At 57.1% G+C, this 24,256-nt stretch carries 19 protein-coding genes; 16 read left to right on the forward strand and 3 right to left on the reverse strand.

Translation table 11 applies throughout. From position 1 onward, the window contains the following. The first annotated feature begins 126 nt into the window (after positions 1-126). Entirely contained in the window at positions 127-1,386 is a 1,260-nt protein-coding gene (locus tag OQ287_RS04785) for a 6-phosphofructokinase (RefSeq protein WP_250937183.1), read from the forward strand. A gap of 81 nt (positions 1,387-1,467) precedes the next feature. Here OQ287_RS04785 and OQ287_RS04790 read toward each other — a convergent pair whose 3' ends face one another. Next, on the reverse strand, positions 1,468-3,207 hold the full coding sequence (locus OQ287_RS04790) for a bifunctional protein-serine/threonine kinase/phosphatase (protein ID WP_265895724.1): 1,740 nt from the start codon (positions 3,205-3,207) through the stop codon (positions 1,468-1,470). Positions 3,208-3,412: 205 nt separating this feature from the next. Between OQ287_RS04790 and ppa the strand changes: the two genes are divergently transcribed. From ppa to purH, 8 genes are all read left to right on the forward strand, one after another. Further along, positions 3,413-3,949 (forward strand): inorganic diphosphatase, encoded by a 537-nt coding sequence (gene ppa / locus OQ287_RS04795; RefSeq protein WP_250937185.1) that lies wholly within the window; start codon positions 3,413-3,415, stop codon positions 3,947-3,949. 44 nt (positions 3,950-3,993) lie between these two features. After that, positions 3,994-5,916, forward strand: coding sequence for a protein-disulfide reductase DsbD (gene dsbD / locus OQ287_RS04800; RefSeq protein ID WP_265895725.1), 1,923 nt, complete (start codon positions 3,994-3,996; stop codon positions 5,914-5,916). A gap of 217 nt (positions 5,917-6,133) precedes the next feature. Next, complete coding sequence (accB, locus tag OQ287_RS04805; protein WP_250937187.1) at positions 6,134-6,607, forward strand: acetyl-CoA carboxylase biotin carboxyl carrier protein; 474 nt, start codon at positions 6,134-6,136, stop codon at positions 6,605-6,607. Positions 6,608-6,626: 19 nt separating this feature from the next. Beyond that, positions 6,627-7,970, forward strand: a complete 1,344-nt coding sequence (accC, locus tag OQ287_RS04810; RefSeq protein WP_250937188.1) for an acetyl-CoA carboxylase biotin carboxylase subunit — start codon at positions 6,627-6,629, stop codon at positions 7,968-7,970. A 73-nt stretch (positions 7,971-8,043) separates the two neighbouring features. Then, complete coding sequence (gene prmA, locus OQ287_RS04815; RefSeq protein WP_265895726.1) at positions 8,044-8,961, forward strand: 50S ribosomal protein L11 methyltransferase; 918 nt, start codon at positions 8,044-8,046, stop codon at positions 8,959-8,961. A gap of 82 nt (positions 8,962-9,043) precedes the next feature. Continuing rightward, positions 9,044-10,066: a tRNA dihydrouridine synthase DusB gene (gene dusB / locus OQ287_RS04820; protein WP_456152070.1), complete on the forward strand. Its 1,023-nt coding sequence runs from the start codon at positions 9,044-9,046 to the stop codon at positions 10,064-10,066. After that, the gene (gene fis, locus OQ287_RS04825) at positions 10,063-10,353 is read left to right on the forward strand and encodes a DNA-binding transcriptional regulator Fis (protein ID WP_250937196.1); all 291 of its coding nucleotides are present in this window, start codon (positions 10,063-10,065) and stop codon (positions 10,351-10,353) included. Before dusB ends, fis begins: the two co-directional genes overlap by 4 nt. 49 nt (positions 10,354-10,402) lie before the next feature. Then, positions 10,403-11,977 carry a bifunctional phosphoribosylaminoimidazolecarboxamide formyltransferase/IMP cyclohydrolase gene (gene purH / locus OQ287_RS04830; RefSeq protein ID WP_265895728.1) on the forward strand — a complete coding sequence of 525 codons (1,575 nt, stop codon included), beginning with the start codon at positions 10,403-10,405 and terminating at the stop codon, positions 11,975-11,977. A 560-nt stretch (positions 11,978-12,537) separates the two neighbouring features. On the opposite strand, the gene OQ287_RS04835 is transcribed toward purH, so the two are convergent. Together OQ287_RS04835 and OQ287_RS04840 are read right to left on the reverse strand one after the other, a co-directional pair. Then, the gene (locus OQ287_RS04835; protein ID WP_250937202.1) at positions 12,538-13,602 is read right to left on the reverse strand and encodes an acyltransferase family protein; all 1,065 of its coding nucleotides are present in this window, start codon (positions 13,600-13,602) and stop codon (positions 12,538-12,540) included. Positions 13,603-13,799: 197 nt separating this feature from the next. Next, entirely contained in the window at positions 13,800-14,804 is a 1,005-nt protein-coding gene (locus OQ287_RS04840) for an adenosine deaminase (protein ID WP_265895729.1), read from the reverse strand. A 209-nt stretch (positions 14,805-15,013) separates the two neighbouring features. Here OQ287_RS04840 and OQ287_RS04845 point away from each other — a divergent pair, with 209 nt between their 5' ends. The 7 genes from OQ287_RS04845 to putP all read left to right on the forward strand — a co-directional run bounded on the left by OQ287_RS04845 (position 15,014) and on the right by putP (position 24,173). Further along, positions 15,014-16,000 carry a Bug family tripartite tricarboxylate transporter substrate binding protein gene (locus OQ287_RS04845; RefSeq protein ID WP_265895730.1) on the forward strand — a complete coding sequence of 329 codons (987 nt, stop codon included), beginning with the start codon at positions 15,014-15,016 and terminating at the stop codon, positions 15,998-16,000. After that, a complete protein-coding gene (locus tag OQ287_RS04850) occupies positions 15,997-16,440 on the forward strand; it encodes a tripartite tricarboxylate transporter TctB family protein (RefSeq protein WP_265895731.1) in 444 nt (147 codons plus the stop codon). Before OQ287_RS04845 ends, OQ287_RS04850 begins: the two co-directional genes overlap by 4 nt. After that, the gene (locus tag OQ287_RS04855) at positions 16,440-17,942 is read left to right on the forward strand and encodes a tripartite tricarboxylate transporter permease (RefSeq protein WP_250937219.1); all 1,503 of its coding nucleotides are present in this window, start codon (positions 16,440-16,442) and stop codon (positions 17,940-17,942) included. Before OQ287_RS04850 ends, OQ287_RS04855 begins: the two co-directional genes overlap by 1 nt. A 133-nt stretch (positions 17,943-18,075) precedes the next feature. Beyond that, entirely contained in the window at positions 18,076-18,444 is a 369-nt protein-coding gene (locus tag OQ287_RS04860; RefSeq protein ID WP_250937221.1) for a hypothetical protein, read from the forward strand. Between the two features lie 28 nt (positions 18,445-18,472). Further along, a complete protein-coding gene (locus OQ287_RS04865) occupies positions 18,473-19,237 on the forward strand; it encodes an AraC family transcriptional regulator (protein WP_250937224.1) in 765 nt (254 codons plus the stop codon). A gap of 194 nt (positions 19,238-19,431) precedes the next feature. Further along, positions 19,432-22,623, forward strand: coding sequence for a bifunctional proline dehydrogenase/L-glutamate gamma-semialdehyde dehydrogenase PutA (gene putA, locus OQ287_RS04870; RefSeq protein ID WP_265895732.1), 3,192 nt, complete (start codon positions 19,432-19,434; stop codon positions 22,621-22,623). Between the two features lie 68 nt (positions 22,624-22,691). Then, positions 22,692-24,173 (forward strand): sodium/proline symporter PutP, encoded by a 1,482-nt coding sequence (gene putP / locus OQ287_RS04875; RefSeq protein WP_250937229.1) that lies wholly within the window; start codon positions 22,692-22,694, stop codon positions 24,171-24,173. The last annotated feature ends 83 nt before the right edge of the window (positions 24,174-24,256 follow it).

The raw sequence follows: 24,256 nt of genomic DNA on the forward strand, positions 1-24,256 counted from the left end.
CTGCCTCGCAGCGGTCATCTCTTTTCGCTAAGATGGCCGGCGCAAGTGTTCGGTTAGCGCAAGTAGGCAACCCGGCATTTCAGAGAGAGAAGAGAGAAGAACCCCAAAAAACAGCAGGAAGTTTCCATGGCAAAACATAATGCCTTCTATGCGCAATCCGGCGGTGTCTCGTCGGTCATCAACGCCAGTGCCTGTGGCGTGATCGAAACCTGTCGACAGCACAGTGACCGTATCGGTCACCTGTATGCCGGCCATAACGGCATCATTGGTGCCCTGACAGAAGACCTGATTGACGTGGGCCAGGAAAGTGATGAGGCCATCGCTGCACTGCGTCATACCCCCGGCGGCGCGTTCGGCTCCTGCCGTTACAAGCTCAAGGGCATCGACACTCACAGGGTTCAGTACGAGCGCCTGATCGAAGTATTCCAGGCCCATGACATTCGCTACTTTTTCTATAATGGCGGTGGTGACAGTGCCGATACCTGCCTGAAGGTGTCACAGCTTTCCGAGCGCATGGGTTATCCGCTCCAGGCAATTCACGTTGCCAAGACCGTCGACAACGATCTACCGCTGACCGACAACTCGCCCGGTTTTGGCTCCGTGGCCAAGTACATCGCGACATCCATTCGTGAAGCCGCGCTTGATGTGGCCTCCATGTGCGCCACCTCTACCAAGGTCTTCGTGATGGAAGCCATGGGACGTCATGCCGGCTGGATTGCCGCCGCCGGCGCGCTGGCTGGCGGAGAAGGCGCCGCGCCTCCTCACATGGTCATTTTCCCGGAAGTCCCCTTTGACCGCCGGCGCGTGATGCGCAAGGTCGATGAAACCGTCAAGCAATACGGTTACTGCGTCATTGTGGTCTCGGAAGGCGCCCGCTACGAAGATGGCTCCTTTCTTGCTGATGCAGGTAATACCGATGCCTTCGGCCACCGTCAGCTCGGAGGTGTCGCACCGACACTGGCCGGCATGGTGAAACAGGACCTGGGCTACAAGTATCACTGGTCAGTCCCGGATTACCTGCAACGCTCTGCACGCCATCTCGCATCACGGGTAGATGTCGAGCAGGCCTACGCCGTCGGCGTGCGCGCCGTCGAATGTGCTCTGGAAGGCAAGAACGCCATCATGCCTGCCATTCGCCGTGACAGTCAGTCGCCCTACAGCTGGTCGATCTTTGATGCGCCGCTGGCCGACATCGCCAACCAGGAAAAATTCATGCCGGCTGACTTCATTCGTGAAGATGGCTTCGGCATCACCCAGCCCTGCCGCGATTACCTGGAGCCACTGATCCAGGGCGAGGATTTCCCGCCGTTCGTCAACGGCATGCCGGACTATGCCAAACTGAAACTGGCTACCGTACCGAAAAAGCTGGCACCGTTTGAAATCTGAAGCAGCCTGATGGGGCTCAGGGGCAGCGACCGATGTCGCTGCCTTTTTTTGCCCGGCGTCCCACCAGAGGCGGCAATCCGCTCAAAACCACCACGAAATGATCAGAGCCAGCAATGAAATCCCTGCCACGATCTTCCAGCGGGTTTCTGTCCTGCGACCGGCAGGAACATGCTGTGGCGGCGGCTCCATGAGCTCCTGCCCGGCATGCCAGGCCTGGCGCGCCAGCTTGAGTCCATACACAAGTTCAGAGAGGCGTCGATACCGCAGAGCCTTCTGAGGCATCAATGCTCGCCGAAGGGTGTCATCCAGTACCGGTGGCAATGATGGCTGCTGCAGTGCAAGCGGCCTGTAGGCGAGACCATCCAGTTCACTTCGACCCGCAAGGCCATTCAGACTCTCTCCGTAAGGCAGGCCACCGCTGACCAGCCAGTAAATGACAGAGGCCAGCGCAAATTGATCGCTGCGTCGACTGACATTATCCTTCAACGCATATTCAGGCGAATGATGAGGGTTCATCCCGATGTCATACACCAGTGCGCGGGCACCCTCCTGATCATCGTGCTCCATGAAGTAGCAGGCTCCGAAATCAATCAGCACCACGCCCTCATGGCGGTCCAGCATGATGTTCTCGGGGCAGATCCCCTGATGGAGAATATTCTTGCGGTGCAGGGCATGCACGGCCTTGCAAATCTGCTGGGCAATATCCAGACGTTGCTCGAGGCTGGCTTCCGGGTGGCGCGCCATCCACTGATCAAGCGGCTCCCCCTCTACATCCTCCATGAGGTAATAAAGATGGCGGCGCGGGCGTGCCGGCGAGACAGAGCGTACGATAAACGGTGAACTGACCCGCTCGGCTACCCACTGCTGCAGCATGAAATGAGCCAGATATGCATCATCCAGCGCCAGCCCGGGGCTGGGTGACTTGAAGATGAAGCGACGGTCGGTATCAACATCGCGAACACGATATACACGCGCTTTCCCGCCAGGAGAAAGTGCCGCCTCGATATCATAACCCTCGAACTGCTCCCCCGGCACCAGCTCCGGTGGCACAGGCAGCTTGCCAAAGCGTAAGTCCGGCCCTTCACTGCCTGACTCGGGCAGCCGATCCACCCGGACAAGCTGAAAGCAGAACGACTGCCCATCATACCCCCGCTCCCCTGCACGGGCAGCCGCGGCTCTGGCCAGCTGCTGACAGGCCCCATCCAGAGAATCGGCAGAAAGACGGATCTGCTGGACGTAATCGGAGGGCAGCAACGTTCCCCTGACGGCCTGGGTTGTGAACAGGAAGATATCGCCCTGTTTCATCGGCAGTGTCATGTAATCGATATCGATATTGGCGTCCATTCCGAGAGCTCGGGAAGGATACCGATAGCCGCCGATATCGGTCACGTGATCCCGGGAAATCTGCTCGAACTCCGCGCCGCGCAGGCGAAAGACCAGCGTATCACCCATGTGAAACAGGTGGGCATCCGTGCCCTGAAACACCATCGCTGACAGGGAGCTCACATACCCCCCGCCCTTGACGAAACGGCTCTGGCTATAGCACCACCCATTCAGCGCACGCAGTACTCGTGTTGCCGCCGTCTTGACGTCCCAGTGCTCGGGCGTTGAATAATAGTCAGCAAGAAAGCCACGAGCCGACAGGTCGCCAGCCTGGCGGGCAATGGCATTGCGTGATGTCGAGTCCGAAATCAGCGCGCACGCACCCTGACTGGCCATCATTTCGCCGTCGGGAATCTGTACCACCATCGAGGAACGATGGTAGCGCTTGTCCGCAGCCACAAACGCCTGACCAAAACTCAATCGAGCGGCATCTTCCATTCACGCGCCTCGCTTTCAGTTCTTTTTAAAGCTGAAAACATATGATAAAGCATTCTGCCGCCAGGGTTGAGCACTCCGCATGGTGCATCGCACAAAATTGTGCCAAAGCGTAACTCTAAAAACCTGGCATTGGTAATCGGACGAGCCTGTTCGTATAATTCGTCCACTTTACGTTATGTTTTACTGACCCAAGCAAGGACTCACCATGAGTTTCGACAAGATTCCGGCCGGAAAGGATATTCCCAACGACATTTATGTCGCCATCGAGATCCCGGCCAATCACGCGCCGATCAAGTACGAAATCGACAAGGACATGGACGCGCTGCTCGTGGATCGCTTCATGGCCACCCCCATGTTCTACCCTGCCAACTATGGCTTCATCCCGAACACTCTGGCAGATGACGGCGACCCGCTCGACGCACTTGTTGTAACTCCCTACCCGGTACAGCCAGGTGCTGTCATTCGGGCCCGGCCGGTCGGCGTACTCAACATGACCGATGAAGCCGGCGAAGATGCCAAACTGGTCTGCGTACCGCACGAGAAACTGTCAGCGCTTTACGATGACGTTCAGGAAGTCACCGACCTGCCTGAGCTGCTTCGCCAGCAGATCGCGCACTTCTTCGAGAACTACAAGGATCTCGAAAAGGGCAAATGGGTCAAGATCGAGTCCTGGGACAATGCTGATGCCGCTCGCAAGGCTATCGAAAAGTCCATCGCGGCCTACCAGAACGAGTCCAACTAGTTCTGTCGCACCGTGACACGGGCCACCTTCGGGTGGCCTTTTTGATGGTGCGTACTGTCCTACGCATTCTACAGCGCCGCGCTGATACCGGCGTGCCTGCACCGAGCCCTGTCATGACCCAGATTCTGGCCTCCTGCCTCCTGCTGCTGACCCTTCTTTCGAGCCTTTCGGCCCAGGCCGGCCTGTTCGATGGCAACACCACTCGCAGCCCTCTTCCCGGCCAACACAGTGAAGCCACGGCCTTCCTGCCGGTGGATCAGGCCTTTTCGCCCAGCGCATGGGTAGACCAGGGCCGGCTTTTTGTACGCTTTACCAATGCCGACGGCTATTACCTTTACAAGCGTCAGTTCGCTTTTGACAGCAAGACTGATGGCGTAACGCTTGGCTCGCTTGATCTGCCTGCAGGCACGCCAAAACACGACGACTATCTCGGCGACATTGTGGCGTACTATCACGACGTCACGGTATCTGCTCCCATTCGAAGCATTGACGGCCCCCTGCCTGAAACCCTGAGCCTTGTGGTTCACTATCAGGGATGTGCCGATGCCGGGCTGTGCTACCCGCCTGAAACACGCACCCTGACTGTCGATACCGGTGGCGACAGCCCTCTCAATGCATCACCTCAAGCCAGCACCGACAGATATACCGTCAGGTCCGAGCCGGCCACACAAGGTATCGAGCCGCCGGATAATGCCCCACGACTCTGGTCATTCGGCCTGTATTTCCTGGCAGGACTGGGGCTGACATTCACTCCCTGCGTGTTACCCATGCTGCCGATACTGGCGTCGCTGATTGCCGGCCGCCAAAGCACCCGACGCCGAGCCCTGAGTCTTTCCAGCAGTTACGTTACCGGCATGGTGCTGACATATACCGTACTCGGAATTCTACTTGGCCTGTTCGGTGCGTCGCTGAATCTGCAGGCACGCCTGCAGTCTCCCTGGGTACTGGGCACCTTTTCGCTGCTGTTTGTGATATTTGCGCTGTGGTTGCTCGACCTGGTACGGGTCAGACTGCCCGGACGCTGGCAGCAGCGAACGGATCAGTGGCAGACGCGATTGCATGCCGGCGGGCCACTGGGCCTTGCCGGCGCCGGCGCCCTGTCAACGCTGGTAGTCTCTCCCTGCATTTCAGCGCCTCTGGCCGGCATCATGCTTTACCTGTCAGCCACCGCCGATGTCTGGCAGGGTGCCCTGGCGCTGGGCCTGCTGGGCGCGGGAATGGGGCTACCGCTGATTATTGCCACCACACTGGGCGCGCACCTGCTGCCACGCTCCGGCGCCTGGATGCAAACAGTCAAGCACGGCTTTGCCATACTGATGCTGGGCATGGCCATCTGGCTATCGGCGCGCTGGCTGCCCGGCACGATCAGCATGGCCCTGTGGGGCATACTCGCGCTGATGAGCGCCGTCACCCTGTGGGTGTCTTCAGCGCCAGCCAGCGACCCCGCCCGACCACGCCGTATCATCACGCTGGTCGCTGCCATGACGCTGGGGCTTTATGGCAGCAGTGCCCTTTTGGGCGCACTGGCAGGGGGCTCATCGCCTCTGATGCCACTGGCTCCCTTTACATCAGAGCAGACACCACGCGCATCGTCGCCAGCGACACTTACCTTCACAACGGTAACCAACCAAAGCGAACTTCAGGCCGCGCTGGAAAAGGCAGGTCAACAAGGTAAAAAGGCCATGGTGGATGTCTATGCCGACTGGTGTATCAGCTGCCAGGCGATGGAGCACGAACTGTTTCCCGCCCCCCCCATTCATGCTTCATTGAAGCAACTGGCCCTTATCAGACTGGATGTAACCGACAACTCACTCGCCAGTCGAAAGCTGTTGAAGGAGCTGGGACTGTTCGGCCCACCCGGACTTTTATTTTATGATGGCAAGCGCGAAATCAAGTCAGCCCGCCTGATCGGTGAGCCTGAGGCAGCACGTCTGCAACAGGCGCTTGAACAAGTGCTGGCAGACTAAGGTTCAGAAACAGTGTTTGTGCTACCAGGCCTCCCGGACTGGACACCTCTTTCATTTTTCGGCAAACTCCGCCAACAGTGACTTCAGACGCTATTTTGCTTGTTAATGATGTGATCGTGTTGAAACACGACAAGGTTAACAGCGTCTGACACCCTCCTTTTTTCACGGTGATGGCCCCGTGCCACACCTCAAGCCATGTACATTCAGGATATCCCCCATGGACATTCGCAAGGTCAAAAAGCTGATCGAACTTCTGGAAGAATCCAATATCAACGAAATCGAGATTCAGGAAGGCGAGGAGTCCGTTCGCATCAGTCGCAACATGGGGCAGGGTCAGATGCAGCAGCCCATGATGGGTGGTTATTACCCGCAGGCAATGCCGCAACAACCCGCTCCGGCACCGGCAGCGCAGGCAGCCCCGATGGCTGAAGACTCCGCCGCCCCCTCCGTCCCGGCCGGCCATGCCGTGACCTCTCCGATGGTAGGCACGTTTTATCGCTCCCCGGCCCCGGGCGCCAAGTCCTTTGTCGAAGTAGGTCACAGCGTCAAGAAAGGCGATGTGATCTGTATCGTTGAAGCCATGAAAATGATGAACCAGATCGAGGCTGACAAGGACGGTATCGTCGAAGCCATTCTGGTGGAAGACGGCGAGCCGGTTGAATTCGATCAAACCATGCTCATCATTTCCTGATTCGCAACGGACACCCCTCATGCTAGAGAAGGTATTGATCGCCAACCGCGGCGAAATTGGACTTCGCATCCTGCGAGCCTGCAAGGAGCTTGGCATCAAGACTGTTGCCGTGCACTCCAAGGCTGATCGGGACCTGATCCACGTGCGCCTGGCCGACGAAGCCGTCTGTATCGGCCCGGCATCCTCCAGCGCATCCTATCTGAATATCCCGGCACTGATTTCTGCCGCCGAGGTAACGGATTCGACCGCAATTCACCCGGGCTACGGCTTCCTGTCGGAAAATGCCGGTTTTGCCGAGCAGGTGGAACGCTCCGGCTTCATCTTTGTCGGCCCGTCTGCCGACGTCATCCGCCTGATGGGTGACAAGGTATCGGCCATCGAGGCCATGAAGGTTGCCGGCGTACCTACCGTACCAGGCTCCGACGGCCCCCTGCCGGATGATGACGAGGAAATTCTGGCCATCGGTCGCCGTGTCGGCTACCCCATCATGGTCAAGGCAGCAGCGGGTGGCGGTGGACGCGGAATGCGAGTCGTGCGCTCTGAAAGCCAGATGCTCTCTGCGGTCAGCATCACCAAGGCCGAAGCCAACGCGGCCTTCGGCAGTGATGTCGTCTATATGGAAAAATACTTGGAAAAACCCCGGCACGTCGAGGTTCAGGTACTTTCCGATGGTCAGGGTAATGCCATTCATTTGTACGATCGCGACTGCTCGCTGCAGCGTCGTCATCAAAAGGTACTGGAAGAAGCGCCCGCTCCGCATATTGATGAAACAGCCCGGGCCAGGGTACTACAGGCCTGTGTTGATGCCTGCATCAAGATCAATTACCGCGGCGCCGGTACATTCGAGTTCCTGTATGAAGACGGCGAGTTCTATTTCATTGAAATGAACACCCGGGTTCAGGTCGAACACCCGGTCACTGAAATGATTACCGGTGTCGATATTGTCAAGGAGCAGCTCAAGATTGCCTCGGGCATGCCACTGAGCATCCGCCAGGAAGACGTCAAGGCAGATGGTCACGCCTTCGAGTGCCGGATCAACGCCGAGGATGCACGCACGTTCATGCCATCACCGGGCAAGGTGACATTTTATCATGCCCCCGGCGGCCTTGGCGTTCGGATGGATTCACATCTGTACACCGGCTATACGGTACCGCCTCACTATGATTCGCTGATCGGCAAACTGATTACCTGGGGCGAGCATCGTGAAAGTGCACTGACCCGGATGCGCAATGCCCTGGACGAGTTGCTGGTAGAAGGCATTCGGACCAATATTGATCTTCAAAAGGATCTGGTGCGTGATGAGGCCTTCCAGGAGGGCGGCGTCAACATTCACTACCTCGAGAAGAAGCTCGGCCTTAGCTAGCCGCGCGACTGGTACGACACTCAAGGGGCGATCCAATCGCCCCTTTTTTATCGCTTTTTTGCACGGATACGTTATGCCCTGGCTACAGCTTAAAGCCCATATTGCTCCCGAGCAGGCAGAAATTCTGGAAGAGCTTCTGCTCACGGAAGGCGCCTGCGCGATCACGCTTGAAGACGCAAAGGACTCCCCGGTCTACGAGCCTGAACGCGGCTCAACCCCCCTGTGGAATCAGACCGTTTTAACCGGCCTGTACGATGATATTGGCGGCGCCGATGCCATGCTGGCCCGGGTGGCTGCTGCCTGGGCGACGCAGCAGCCCGGCGAGCCCTGCCCGGTCATCAATTACGATGTTCTGGATGACCAGGACTGGAGCCGGACCTGGATGGAAGACTTCAAACCCCTGTGCATGGGACAACGCCTGTGGGTGGTTCCAAGCTGGCATGAGGCACCGGACCCGGAGGGCGTCAACCTGCTGCTTGACCCGGGACTTGCCTTTGGCACCGGCACACACCCGACTACGGCCCTTTGCATGCGCTGGCTGGATAGCCTGGCCTGCGCCGGCGCCCTGACAGGGAAGGATGTACTGGATGTGGGCTGCGGCTCGGGTATCCTCGCCATTGCCGCCCTGAAACTGGGCGCAGGCTTTGCCGATGGTACCGACATTGACCCCCAGGCCCTGCAGGCCAGTCGTGACAATGCCGAACGCAACAGCGTTACCGACGAGCAATTCGTGCTGCACTACCCGGAACAGGCACCAGCACGCCAGTACGATATTGTCATTGCCAACATCCTGGCCTCGCCCCTGGTTGAGCTGGCCGGCATGATCGCAGGCTCTGTTGCCCCCGGCGGTCTCATCGCCCTGTCCGGTATTCTGGCGCACCAGGCCGATGAGGTCATGGCTGCCTACGAAGCCCGGGGATTGATCATGAATTCCCCGGAAGAAGACGAAGGCTGGGTCCGACTGGACGGCTATTGTCCTACTCACTGCTGAAATAAGGCCCCGATACCGAGAGAGTGCTTCAATATCCTGCACACGCTCGGTATCATGGGCCGCTTTCCGCCTTCCTGCCGACATGCGATCCATGACACATTTATCACCCTGCATAGGGCCGTACACACTGGATAACAGAGTCATCCTTGCGCCCATGGCGGGCGTGACGGATCGACCGTTTCGCACCCTGTGCCGGCGGTTGGGTGCAGGCATGACCGTATCGGAAATGGTCACCGCCGACAGGCGGTTATGGCATACCCCCAAGTCTCGCCTGCGGCTTGATCACAGCGGTGAAAGCGGCCTGCGCAGTGTCCAGATTGCCGGCGGGGATCCGGACATGCTGGCTGATGCCGCCCGCGCCAATGCCGATCTTGGTGCACAGATCATCGACATCAACATGGGCTGCCCGGCCAAGAAGGTCTGCAACAAGGCCGCCGGCTCGGCCCTGATGCGCGATGAAGCGCTGGTATACGACATCCTGCATGCCGTGGTATCCGCCGTCAGCATTCCGGTGACCCTCAAGATGCGCACCGGCTGGTGTGAAGATAGCCGCAATGCCGTACGCATCGCCCGCATGGCAGAAGACGCCGGCATTGCTGCACTGGCAGTTCATGGCCGGACCCGGGAGCAGCGCTACACCGGAGAAGCTGAATACGACACGATCAGACGGGTCAAGCAGAGCGTCGCCATTCCTGTCTTCGCCAATGGTGACATCGATTCTCCGGACAAGGCCGCCAGGGTTCTGGAACTGACCGGCGCAGACGCTGTCATGATTGGTCGTCCGGCGCAGGGCAACCCATGGATATTCCGTGATATCGTGCATTTTCTGGCTACCGGCGAGCACTCCGCGCCACCTTCGAACACCGAGCGTCGTCAGGTCATTCACGACCACCTCGGCGCCCTGCTCGACTTTTATGGTGAGCATATGGGCGTCCGTATCGCCAGAAAACATCTAGGCTGGTATCTCGACGGCCTGAAGGCTCCCGGGGAATGGCGACAACGCTTCAACAAGCTGGAGTCGCCAGCACAACAGCATGCCTTCATTGATACTTTTTTTGATCACGCCGATCTTTTTACAGCGCCTGATGGAACCTTTGCCGCATGACCAGCAAACCAGCGATAGCCAGTGACATGATCGACTCAACACCTGCCACGATTGACCCACCGCGCACGCTGCGTGAAGCGGTCGAGCAGTCAATGACACGCTATTTCCAGCACCTGGATGGCGGCAATGTCACCGATCTTCATGCCATGGTGATGGCTGAAGTGGAAGCGCCGCTTTTGCAGGCTGTCATGCTCAACACGGAAGGCAACCAGACACTGGCCGCCCAGATGCTGGGCCTCAACCGTGGCACGCTTCGCAAGAAACTAAAGCAGTACGATCTTATCTAGGCCGCTTCATGGCAGCCTCCTCCCGCCACTTCACTGATTTCGGAGCATCATGACTGATCAACGCCTGCCCGTTCGCCGCGCCCTGCTGAGCGTATCCGACAAGACCGATGTCGTTGCCTTTGCAAGGCAGCTGGCAGACCGCAACATTGAACTGCTATCGACCGGTGGCACTTACAGGCTGCTTAGTGACAACGGCATTCCCGTCACGGAAGTATCGCAGCACACCGGATTCCCCGAAATCATGGATGGCCGTGTCAAAACACTGCACCCCAAAATCCATGGTGGCATTCTGGGACGCCGCGGTCAGGATGATGCAGTCATGGCAGAGCACGATATTGCTCCGATCGACATGGTGGTCGTCAACCTCTACCCCTTCCGTGAAACCATTCTCAAGGAAGGCTGCACCCTGGGCGAAGCTGTCGAGAATATTGATATTGGCGGCCCGACCATGGTGCGCTCCTGCGCAAAGAACCATGCCTGGACATCGATTGTCGTCAGTCATCATGACTACAACGATATCATCGCCGAGCTGGATACCTGTCAGGGGGCCGTCAGTGACGACTTCCGGTACCGCCTGGCGGTCAAGGCGTTCGAACATACCGCAGGCTACGATGCGGCCATTGCGACCTACCTGAGCCAGCAGATCGAAGACGATGGCTTCCCCGCGACCTGGACGACGCAGTACGACAAGAAGCAGTCCATGCGCTACGGGGAGAATCCTCATCAGAAGGCCGCATTTTATATTGACCCCCATGCCAGCGAGCCCAGCATCTCGACTGCCCGGCAACTACAGGGCAAGGCACTGTCGTTCAATAATGTGGCCGATACCGACGCCGCGCTCGAATGTGTCAAAAGCTTCGACGTACCGGCGTGCGTCATCGTCAAGCATGCCAATCCCTGTGGCGTGGCAACCAGCCAGACAAGCCTGCTGGATGCATACGAGCGGGCCTTTGCCACGGACAGTGAATCTGCCTTCGGCGGCATTATCGCCTTCAACCGTTCTCTGGATGCAGACACCGCCAGGGCTATTGTCGAGCGTCAGTTCGTTGAGGTCATCATTGCACCGAGCATCAGTACCGAAGCTCAGGACATCGTAGCGGCCAAGGCCAATGTACGACTGCTCGAATGTGGTGAGTGGTCAGGCACCACCCTCTCCGGCGATGTTGACTTCAAGCGTGTCAAGGGCGGCCTATTGGTGCAGGACCTCGATCAGGGCATGGTCGAGAAGGAAGAGCTTGTCGTGGTGACAGAGCGCGCACCAAGCGATGCCGAGCTCGCTGACCTGCTGTTTGCGTGGCGCGTAGCAAAGTTTGTCAAATCCAATGCGATTGTATATGCCAGTGATCAGCGCACTGTCGGTGTCGGTGCAGGCCAGATGAGTCGTGTCAACTCGGCACGCATCGCCGGCATCAAGGCTGAACACGCAGGACTTGAGGTCAAGGGATCAGTCATGGCCTCCGATGCCTTTTTCCCGTTCAGGGATGGCATCGACAATGCCGCCGCCGCAGGCATCAAGGCGGTTATTCAGCCAGGGGGTTCCATGCGGGATCAGGAAGTCATCGATGCTGCCAATGAGGCCGGTATTGCCATGGTCTTCACCGGCATGCGCCATTTCCGGCACTGATCGACAGCAGCCACGGTTAGACATCAAAAAAGGGCAGCCCCGAGAGGGCTGCCCTTTTTATAGTGACCATCGAACACTGCCATCGCGCCAACCCGGGCAGCAGAAACAGATAAGCGTTTTTCGACGAAAATCACCTCTTCTTACGTTCAAAAACAACTACTGACCCTTACCTTCAGAAGGCGATACTCGTTATACTTTGGTCATATATCAATTTGTAACGAAAATCTACACAAAAAATGTATTTGTTGGCTATCACGGCACAGACATTAGCTGAAATCTAACTTAGACTTGCGCCCGAAGTATGATTACATGCTTCAGGATTACGAAAAACCATTATTCTAAACTCCAAGGAATATGAAATGTTCAAGGCTTTCACTGCTAAAATCGTTACAACTGTTATCGTAACTGTCAGCGTTACTGCCGGCGCTTATGCCTACTCCCAGACTACTTCTACCACCACTACCTCTTATTTCTCCGGTACTGCTGGTCAGATCTGCGGCTGAGAATATCTCGGCACGTGGAAGCTGCCCTTATGGGCAGCTTTTTTTATGCATGAATATTCAGCGCCTGCCTGACAGCAACATCCCCTGCTGCCACTGCGGAAGTGAGAAAAGCCCCTTGCCTGCCCCCTGATTCAATAGCCTGTAGACCCCCAGACACACCGCAATATTGACAGCTGTTGCGATGATCGGAAGCACAGCGGCACTCAGTTCAGAATAAAGGCCCAGTTCGGCAAAAGGCAGAACAAGCTGACAGGTCAGCAGGATGGTCATTTTATGCATGACATAGATCGGAAGGGTATTTCGCCCCATGTAACAGGTAGTCTTCAGCGACAGATAGCGGGATACCAGACAGAAAAAGTCCAGACCTGCCAGCACCATGAAAATGGCCAGCAATGTTCGCCCGCCCGGTACATAAAGCCAGTCATAATAGGCCGCAGTCGGTAACAGGAGACAGGTCAGCGTTGAGAAACAGAGAAATCGCTTGAGACTGAACTCCCGAAATGCCAGCAGCAACTGTTCCCGGTAAAAACAGCCAACGGCGAAAAAGAAAGCATTTTCCGCAATGCCCTTGATGCCCCAGTTATGAATAAACGAGATCGAAAAGATCGACAGCATCAGGGAAACGAGTACCGCCGCATGGCCATACCGGCGCATCAGTTTGAACGCGACAAAATAAATTGCCAGCGCATATAGATACCACACACCGTTGGTACCATTCAGTATTGTTGAAAGCAGTTCGCCAGGCCCTGCAGGCAGTTCACCGGCATTGGGTACTGCTGCAGTATTGGCATAATGCGCCAGAAGCCAGGCCGTTACCGTGCGCGCCAGATACCACAACACATAAAGCCACAGCATCAGATAAAGCCGAGGCCTGATGGAATCCCCCCAACTCCGCTTGACGATGGCTGAATGTGCAAGCAGTCCGGAGATCAGGAAAAACAGCGGCATTCTCAAAGGCTTGAGGGCAATGACGAGATTATACCAGACCTTGTGCGCCAGCGTCTGATTGAAAGTACTGGCATCCATCATGAAATAAACGGCGTGATAGAGTACAACCAGAACAATACAGACCCCCTTGGCCGCATCAATCCAGTCCATCCTTCCCTTTGCATCTACACTCATGATCACTGCCTGCGGATTAAATATCATTTAATCATCCAATAATCCGCGACAAGGGTCTATTTAATCTACGTTAATATACAAAAAATAATATAGTGGCTACATCAACTCATTAATGTTTAATGATGTACAGGCCACACCACCATAAAAAAGCGCTCCGACTGGAGCGCTATGACACATTATAAAACCGACGATTTATTTCAGGGATTACCTGTGGCCTTTTCAAGCTGGGCATAAAGCGCTTCGCGACGTGCTGGCGTTACAAATGCTGCTTCAATGGCGTTGCGTGTCAAAAGTACCCAGGTATCACGGGAAAATGCAAAGGCGTTCTGAACAGCCTCGTAATTGGCATTCATGTACCCGCCAAAATAAGCCGGGTCATCGGAATTGATGGTGACACACAGGCCACGCTCGATCATGGCGGGCAAGGGATGGCCGGTCATGTCGGGAACGGTCTTGAGATAGACATTCGATAACGGGCAGACCGTCAATGGAATGCGGCGGGCAATCAGGGTTTCTACCAGTGCCTCGTCATCAAGGCACCGAATGCCGTGGTCAATACGCTCGACCCCCAGGGTGTCCAGTGCACTTCGAATATAGCTGGCAGGCCCTTCTTCCCCGGCGTGTGCCACGAGGTGGAATCCGTCTTCACGGGCACGATCAAATACCCGGGCAAACTTCTCGGGCGGGTTGCCCACCTCGGCAGAATCAAGGCCGATCCCGATGAAATGCTCGCGATACGCCAGTGCCGCTTCGTAGGTTTCAAGGGCGTGCTCCTCGGTCATGTCGCGCAAAAAGCTCAGGATGATGGCGCTGGAAATACCCATCTCCCGCTCGGCGTCCTGACATGCCCGGGTAATCCCCTCAAGCTGGGTTGACAGCGCCACCCCGCGTGACAGGTGAGCCTGCGGATCAAAGAAAAGCTCGGTATGGACCACATTGTTGGCCTGACAGCGCGTGAGGTAGGCCCACGTCAGATCATAGAAATCCGCTTCGGTGAACAACACGTTCATGCCTTGATAATAGAGGTCAAGGAAGGACTGCAGATCCTCGAAGTCATAGGCAGCCCTGACAGCCTCGACCGAATCAAAAGGCAGCGTTACCTCATTGCGGCGAGCAAGCTCGAACATGAGCTCGGGCTCCAGCGTTCCTTCAATGTGCAAGTGCAACTCGACCTTGGGCAGCTGGTGTAAAAATGAGCTCACGTTAATCTCCTGCAACTGTTGATGTCGTAACCGATGGGGAATTATCCCATGTTTTCGATCCAGATGCCGCTTCCTCCCTGCACCTTTCGTCAACTAGACCAAAGGTGTCTATACAGCCAGCGTAGCGGTCGCTAGATTTTGTCTGAGAGAACAATATTCTACCTTACAGAATTGTAAGGTTCGAAAACCGGTCTGCGAGGAGCACTTCAATGAAAAAAACGATTCCCATGGCCTGGCTTGCGGCCACCACCCTTACGTTCGCTGCCGGCTCCGCACTGGCGTTTGAACCGCATGGAAAGGTTGACTGCATCGCGCCCTCTGACCCGGGCGGCGGCTGGGACTTCACCTGCCGTAGTGTTGGCCGACTCCTTGAGCAACAGGACATCGTGCCGGCCAGCGTTCAGACTACCAATATGGCTGGTGCCGGTGGCGGCGTAGCTTTCGCTCACACCATCAGCAAACGCAGCACCGATGATCAATTGATTGTGGCGGCCAGTACGGCAACCACCACCCGCCTGGCACAAAAGCAGTTCCCGGGCATGAGTGCCGACATGGTGAAGTGGGTCGCGGCGCTGGGAGCAGACTACGGAATCATTGCAGTTGGCAAGGACTCCCCCTACAACTCACTGAATGACCTGATTGCAGCCCTCAAGAAGGACCCACGCTCGGTATCCTTTGCCGGCGGCAGTGCAACCGGCGGCTGGGACCACCTCAAGGTACTCCAGACAGCCGAGGCCGCCGGGGTAGACAAGATCAAGCGCATCAAATACCTGTCCTTCAATAATGGCGGTGAAGCCATCACGCAGATCCTGGGTGGCCACATTACGGCCTTTACCGGCGACATTTCCGAATCGGTGGGTTTTATCGAGTCCGGCGACCTGAAGGTTCTCGCCGTGCTGTCTGACGAACGACTGCCGGAGCCGCTGGACAACATTCCGACAGCCAGGGAACAAGGGGTGGATACGGTCGGTGCCAACTGGCGCGGTTTCTACATGCCCGGCAAGGTGTCGGATGACAGCTACCAGTGGTGGGTCAAGACCATGGATCAGCTTTACGCCACGGACGCCTGGAAATCGGTCATGAAGCAAAACGGACTGATGCCCTTCCATCTTTCAGGCCAGGAATTCTCGGACTACGTACATCAACAGATCAAGGATATCAGCACACTGTCCAAAGAAATCGGCCTGACAAAATGAGGATCAATGATCGCCTGTTCGGAGCCCTTTTCCTCCTGCTGGCCGTCGCGTACGGCTGGCAGGCACAACAGTTCCCCGAGCCCATGGGTGGCAGTGAAGCCATCGGACCGTCAACGTTCCCCACGCTACTGGCTGTCGTTCTGGGGCTTGGCAGCCTTTATATGATGCTCAAGCCGGACGAGGATGAAGCCTGGCCGGTAGGGAAAACGCTGGTGGAGCTTATCGGCATCATCGTCATTCTGGTGGTCTACACCGCACTGCTTGAAACGGTCGGGTTCGTGATCATGACCACCCTGTCCGTTGCCCTGCTCAGCTGGCGCATGCAGGCGCCACCGCTCAAGGCGTTGATGACCGGGCTTGTCAGTGCCGTAGTGGCCTTTGTCATTTTCAACTACGGGCTTGAACTCACCCTGCCTGACGGCATTCTGGAGCTGGGCTGATGGAAACACTCAATTACCTGATGGATGGTTTCAGTGTTGCCCTGACGCCAACCAATCTATTACTGGCATTGATCGGATCCTTCCTGGGCACCTTGATCGGCGCCCTTCCAGGCCTTGGTCCGGCCAATGGCGTGGCCATTCTCATTCCTCTGGCCTTTACGCTGGGCCTGCCGCCGGAATCGGCACTGATCATGCTGACAGCCGTATATGCCGGCGCCATGTATGGTGGTCGGATTTCCTCGATTCTTTTGAATATCCCGGGTGACGAGCCAGCCATGATGACCTGCCTGGACGGCTACCCCATGGCACAGCAGGGCAAGGCTGCCGAGGCACTGACCATTTCGGCGGTAGCCTCGTTCATCGGCAGCATAGTGGCCACGATCGGCCTGATTATCCTGGCGCCGGTACTGGCTGACTTTGCCCTGCATTTCGGAGCAGCAGAATACTTCGCCCTTTTCGTGCTGGCCTTTGCTACCCTGGGCGGCATTACCGGCAAGAATCCGGTCAAGACCATTGTGGCAGCAGCACTTGGTCTGATGATGTCGACCATCGGTATCGATATCTCTACCGGCCAGCCTCGCTATACGTTCAACACCCTGGAACTGTTTGAAGGCATAGATTTCATCATTGCCATCGTAGGCCTTTTTGCCATCTCCGAACTCCTGTTTTTCATCGAAAAACACATGGGTGAAGGAGAAAGCATGGTCAAAATGAACAAGCTGACCATCAGCATCAAGGAAGTAATCGCTGTTCTGCCGACCAGCCTTCGCTGCGGCGTCGTCGGGTTTATTGCCGGGGTACTGCCAGGCGCCGGCGCCTCACTGGGCAGCTTTTTGAGCTACACCGTTGAAAAACGGATCCTCGGCAGCAAAAACCGCTTCGGAGAAGGTGATCCTCGCGGCGTAGCCGCGCCGGAAGCCGGCAATAATGGCGCAGCCAATGGTGCACTCGTTCCCATGCTGACGCTGGGGATTCCGGGCAGTGGCACCACGGCGGTCCTTCTGGCCATGCTGGTGTCACTCAACATTACGCCGGGCCCAATGATGTTTCAGCAGCATGCAGACATCGTCTGGGGGGTTATTGCCGCACTGCTGGTCGGTAACGTGCTCCTGCTGCTGCTCAACATCCCGATGATCGGTATTTTCGTCAAACTGCTGTCAGTGCCGCCGAAGTACCTGATGCCGATCGTAACGCTGGTAGCCATCGTGGGCATCTATTCCATCAGCCACTCGCCCTTTGATCTGTACTTCATGGTGGCCTTCGGGGTGCTGGGCTATATCCTGCGTAAAACCGAAATTCCGCTGGTGCCCGTGATTCTGGGCCTGCTGCTGGGGCCTGAAATGGAGAAAAACCTGCGTCATGCCATGACCCTGTCAGATGGGGACTGGAGTGTACTGTGGGGCACGCCACTGGCCATCGGCATCTGGGCCGTCGCCATTCTGGGTCTGGTACTGCCTTATATCGTGGGACCGGTACTCAGAAAACGCATGCAACGTTCCTGAGTCGACCGCGCAGCTCATCAAAACGGCCTCTTCCCTGAAGAGGCCGTTTTTTTGCCACCAATGTTCAGCCTCGTTTCACAGCCGGACTACGTGTTAAAATACTCCTTTCCTGAAGCTGTCAGAGGCGATGTCCATGGCACTATATCTTCTGACCTTTTCCGTTTGCCTTGTCATTCTGGGTTTCATGGTGGTAGCGCTGGTGCTTTCACGCCGTACTTCGCGTTATCGCACCGAGCCGGGCCAGCTGCTGGACCTGCTGGAAGCAGCGCTTGACCATCGCCTCAGTGAACATCAATGGAATGCGGTCATAGGTTATCCAATACGGCATGATGACTACCTGGAGGGCGTTCGTCGGCGCTGCCAGATCATCATGGAGCAGCACGGGCAGCCCTGGCGCTTTGAACGACAGGGCCGGCTGTTTTCAGCCGCCGGAATGGAAGAGCTGGACGCCCTGCGCAGTCATCTCGCCGCTCGCCTTGGCCTTTTGGGTGTTTCAGCCTGAGCACGCCGACAGGAAGGAGCAGTGCTTCATGACCAGCGCATCACGCCATCTGATTCGCATCGCTCCGCTGGATGCCGTCAGCCAGCATCATGCCCATGATCATTTTCAGATTGTCATTGGCCTGTCCGGGCGAGCCGCCTTCGTGATCGATGGCCAGGGAGGAGAAATCGGTCCCTTTCAGGGCTGCCTGGTGCCTGCGGGGCGAGAACATGCCTTTGCAGGCATTGGCAGCAATCGCCAGCTGATTCTCGATCTGCCGGAAAACTCACAGCCCGTATCAGGCCTTTACTATCGGCATCGCCGTCTGTTTGAAGTACCCCGCTATTTTGAAATCGATGAAGGGCTGGCCCACTACCTGGCCTTCATGGTCAAGGAAATCGATCAACAGCCAGCCGGGACCGGTAATGATCTTCTGGCAACAACCCTGCTGAGCAGCATCTATCATCGGCTCTTTACCCACGGGCATGCTACCCAGCGACTCGACCTCACCGCCATCGATGACTATATCTATCGACACATGCGCGAGGGGGTCCATGTTTCGGGCCTGGCCCAGCTGATGTTTTTGAGTACTGCCCATTTCAGTGCCCTGTTTCGTGAGCAGACAGGCATGCCACCGTACCAGTATGTCATGCGGCAACGGCTGGCTCAGGCCCGGTTTCTGCTTCGAAGCAGCGCCTCCTCGCTGACGGCCATCGCCGAGCAATGCGGCTTTGCCAACCAGAGTGCCCTGTCCCATGCCTATCGGCGCCATTTCGGTTACGCCCCTACCCGCGAGCGCCTTCGACAGACCTGAGCGCGACAAAGAGACACACCTTCCGCAGTTCTGACATGCGACTCCTTGAAAATGACAAGACGCCACCCCCGGCAGAACGTAAAGTCACCGCAAGGCGCATCCTTCCCTCCCCGGGAATAACACCAACAAATTTCCTGTTGTTTCCCGACAACAGAGACCCTACTGCGCTATTCATGGCCTCGAGAGGAACCCACATGCTATCGACCGATCAAATGCTCGACGCCGCCACCTGGCAGCACCCCCTGAATCACCTTTTCAAGCAGATCAGCGATCATTACATTGTTGATGAAGATGCCTATGTAGAGGCCCTGATCAAACTGATCTATACCGACGACCGTGATCTGAAGCGCGTCGGCGATCAGGCTGCCACGCTGGTACGCGAAGTCCGCGCGATGGATACCTCCGTGGATTCCATCGATGAGCTCCTGCAGCAATACAGCCTGGATACCCAGGAAGGTGTTCTGCTGATGTGTCTGGCAGAAGCACTGCTGCGAGTACCGGACCCGGCTACCGCTGATGCACTGATTGATGACAAGCTGGGTGTGGCCGACTGGAAGTCCCATCTGGGCAAGAGCGAGTCATGGTTTGTCAATGCCTCGACCTGGGGTCTTTTGACCACCGGGAACGTCCTCAAGATGGACAAGCCGAAAGATGGCCGACCGGCGACCTTCATCAACAGGATGGTCAACCGGATGGGCGAGCCGGTTATTCGTCAGGCCATGATGCAGGCCATGAAGGTCATGGGGCGCCAGTTTGTTCTGGGGAGAGATGTCAACGAAGCCCTCAAGCGATCAAAGCCCCTGTTCAACAAGGGCTATACCTATTCCTACGACATGCTTGGCGAGGCAGCACTGACCCGCAAGGATGCCAAACGCTATTTCGACGATTATGCCCGCGCCATCGAAGCCGTTGGCGGAGCTGTCAAAAAGCTGGGTGATACCACACCGTCACCGTCCGTATCGATCAAGCTGTCCGCCCTGCACCCGCGCTATGAATTCGCACGGCGCACCCAGGTCCTTGAAGAGCTGTCGGCTACCGTACGTGAACTGGTTGAGATGGCACGGGAACGTGACGTTGCACTGACCATCGATGCAGAAGAAGTAGATCGTCTCGAGCTGTCACTGGAAGTATTCCGGGCCGTTTACAGCCACGCCGTGTGCAAGGGCTGGGGCAAGTTCGGACTGGTAGTACAGGCATATTCCTCACGTGCCCTGCCCGTCCTTCAGTGGATGAACCGGCTGGCTGACGAACAGGGCGACGAAATTCCGATTCGTCTGGTCAAGGGAGCGTACTGGGATACCGAAATCAAGGAATCCCAGCAGATCGGCGTGCAAGCCTACCCGGTATTTACGCGCAAGGCCTGCAGCGATATTTCCTATCTGGCCTGCGCCAAGTTCCTGCTGTCGGAAAACACCGACGGACGCATCTTCCCCCAGTTTGCGACCCACAACGCGCACACCATCAGTGCCGTGCTGGATCTTGCCGGTAAACGCAATCGCCCCTTCGAATTCCAGCGACTGCACGGCATGGGTGAGGCGCTTTATGATGCAGCGCTCAAGCGTGCGCCGAAGGGCACCTACTGCCGAATCTATGCCCCGGTAGGCGCTCACAAGGATCTACTGCCCTACCTGGTCCGACGCCTGCTTGAAAATGGCGCAAACTCCTCGTTTGTCCATCAGCTGGTCGACCCCAAGGTGCCTGTCGAGGACCTGTGCATCCATCCGGTGGATACGCTCAGGCAGTACGCGTCCTATTCCAACCGACGCATTCCGCTACCGCCCAATATCTATGGCTCAGGCCGTCGGAATTCAAAAGGTGTGAACTTGAATATCAACAGTCAATACCAGCCGCTCGTCGATGACATGGCCCGTTTCATGGACAAGCAATATTATTATCGCCCGCTGCTCGGCTTTGATGTGCCCGAGGATGATTCACAGGTCAAAAAGGTCATCTCTCCGTACGACCATGAGCAGGTAGTCGGCAGCATCCAGTGGACAACTGCCAGCCAGGCCGAGAAGGCCGTCGAGGCGGCATGGAAGGCGTTCCCGGGCTGGGATGCCACCCCGGTTGAAGAGCGTAGCGCCATTCTTGAGCGCTTCGCGGACAAGCTTGAAGCCAACATGGCCGAGCTGATGGCCCTGTGTACTCGTGAAGGCGGCAAGCTGCTGACTGACGGTGTCGACGAGATTCGCGAGGCCGTGGACTTTGCCCGTTATTATGCAGCCCGTGCCCGTGAAGTGTTCGGCGAAGCCACCCTGCTTCCGGGGCCGACCGGTGAGTCCAACGAACTCATGATGATGGGCCGAGGTGTATTTGCCACCATCAGCCCATGGAACTTCCCGGTTGCGATCTTCTGCGGTCAGACCATCGCCGCAGCCGTCGCCGGTAACACCGTGCTTGCCAAGCCGGCAGAGCAGACGTCGCTGGTAGCTTCTCGTGTCATCGAACTGCTGCATGAAGCAGGCATGCCGAAGGACGTGGTCCAGCTGCTGCCCGGCGACGGTCCGACGGTCGGCGCGGTCCTGTCCAGCGACCCGCGCATCACCGGTATTGCCTTCACCGGCTCGACTCACACCGCCCAGATCATCAACCGCTCGCTGGCCGCGCGCGAAAATGCCGCCCTGCCGACACTGATCGCTGAAACCGGCGGTCTTAATGCCATGATTGTCGATTCCACGGCACTGCCGGAACAGGTGGTATCCGACGTAGTGGGCTCAAGCTTCCAGAGTGCAGGGCAGCGGTGCTCTGCCCTGCGCGTACTGTATGTTCAGGAAGACGTGGCCGACCGGGTAATCGACACCCTCAAGGGAGCCATGGCAGAACTCAGCGTCGGTGACCCGTCACTGCTGTCTACCGATGTCGGGCCGGTCATCGATGAAGATGCACGCAAGGGCCTCCAGGCACATATCGACAAGCTCAAGGGTGAAAATCGGCTGGTAGCCGAAACGCCGGTCGATGAGTCCATCGTGTCCAAGGGCTCGTTCATTGCACCTACTGCCTTCAAAATTGATGGTATCGATACGCTGGAGACCGAGCAGTTCGGGCCGATACTCCACATTGCCACTTTCAAGGCATCCGAGATAGACCAGGTGATTGATACCATCAATGCCAAGGGCTTTGGCCTCACCTTTGGTGTGCACAGCCGCAACGAATCGTTCACACGCCACGTCGCGGGACGCATTCGTGTCGGCAACGTGTACGTCAACCGAAACATCATCGGTGCGGTGGTTGGCGTACAACCCTTCGGTGGTCAGGGCTTCTCCGGTACCGGCCCCAAGGCAGGTGGTCCCCACTACCTGTTGCGGTTCGGTACGGAACAGACCCGTACCATCAATACGGCAGCGCTGGGCGGAAACGCCTCCCTGCTGGCACTGGGTGACGAATAGGTAATAGCCCCAGGCGAGCACGGCACCTGTCTGCCGTGCTCGTATAACAATAACCCGAGGAACATACCATGATTGAAAACAGTTTACTGATTGGCATAACGTTCGCCGTCTACCTGCTTCTTATGCTGGGGATCGGTGTACTCGCCTACAAGCGCACCAGTGATTTATCCGACTACATTCTCGGCGGCCGTTCGCTGGGCCCCTGGACCTCGGCCATTTCTGCCGGCGCGTCCGACATGTCAGGCTGGTTGCTGCTCGGCCTGCCTGGCGCGGCCTACATGAGTGGCCTCTCCGCAGCCTGGATCGGCTTTGGCCTGCTGGCAGGTACCTGGCTGAACTGGCTGCTGGTAGCGCGCCGTCTGCGCATCTACAGCTTCGTGGCCAGCGACTCCCTGACACTGCCCGAGTACTTCGAGCGGCGCTTCCGGGACAACAGCCACGCCATTCGCGTTATCTCGGCCATCTTCATCCTGGTATTCTTCCTTTTCTACACAAGCTCCGGGCTGGTTGCCGGCGGCAAGCTGTTCAATACCGTTTTCGGGATCGATTACTTCTGGGCGGTCACCTTCGGCACGATTGCCATCATTTCCTACACCTTCTTTGGCGGGTTCCTTGCGGTTTCATGGACCGACCTTATCCAGGGTCTGATGATGGCCGCTGCGCTGGTTGTAGTACCAATCGTAGCCGTGTTCGACATGGGTGGGATCAGCAATTCCATTGCCCGTATCAATGCCGAAAATCCGTTGCTGCTTGAGTGGTTCCGTGACGCAGCGACCGGCGACAACCTGACCTGGATTGCCATTGTATCTTCCCTGGCATGGGGACTTGGCTATTTCGGCCAGCCGCATATTCTGGCGCGATTTTCCGCCATACGCAGCCCGGACGATGTGCCCACCGCACGCCGCATTGCCGTGATCTGGTCCATGCTGGGTCTGGTTGCTGCCGTCTGCATCGGCCTGCTGGGACTGGTTTACGTACCGCGCGATCTGGCAGATGGTGAAAAGATCTTCATGATCATGGTCAACTTCATCTTCCATCCTGCGGTCGCCGGCATCCTGCTTGCCGCCATTCTGGCGGCGGTCATGTCAACCGCGGACTCACAGCTGCTGGTCTCTTCCTCGGCACTGGCTGATGACTTCTACAAGGCTCTGTTCCGCAAGGATGCCTCGCAGAAGGAGCTCATGTGGGTTGGCCGCATATCGGTACTGGGCATTGCCCTGCTGGCCTACCTCCTGGCCCTTAACCCGGATGCCAGCGTTCTGACTCTGGTGTCCTATGCCTGGGCCGGCTTTGGTGCTGCCTTTGGTCCGTCACTCATCCTGTCCCTGTACTGGAAGCGCATGAACCGCTGGGGTGCCCTCGCAGGCATTCTGGTCGGTGGCATTACGGTACTGGTATGGTCCGAGTTGAGTGGTGGTATCTTTGATCTGTACGAGATTGTTCCGGGTGTGATCTTCTCCTACATCGCGATCATTGTCGTCTCGCTCATGACCAAGGAGCCGGATGAGGCCATCAGGAAAGAGTTCGACAGCGTCGTAAACCAGCGCTGATACGAACTGCCGTGAAAAGCCCGCCTTGTGCGGGCTTTTTTGTGCCAAAGGTCCAGGGCGCTTTACAGCACGCGTTTGGTAAA

The organism is Larsenimonas rhizosphaerae (genome assembly GCF_026240105.1).
GTDB classification, from domain to species: Bacteria; Pseudomonadota; Gammaproteobacteria; order Pseudomonadales; family Halomonadaceae; genus Larsenimonas; species Larsenimonas rhizosphaerae.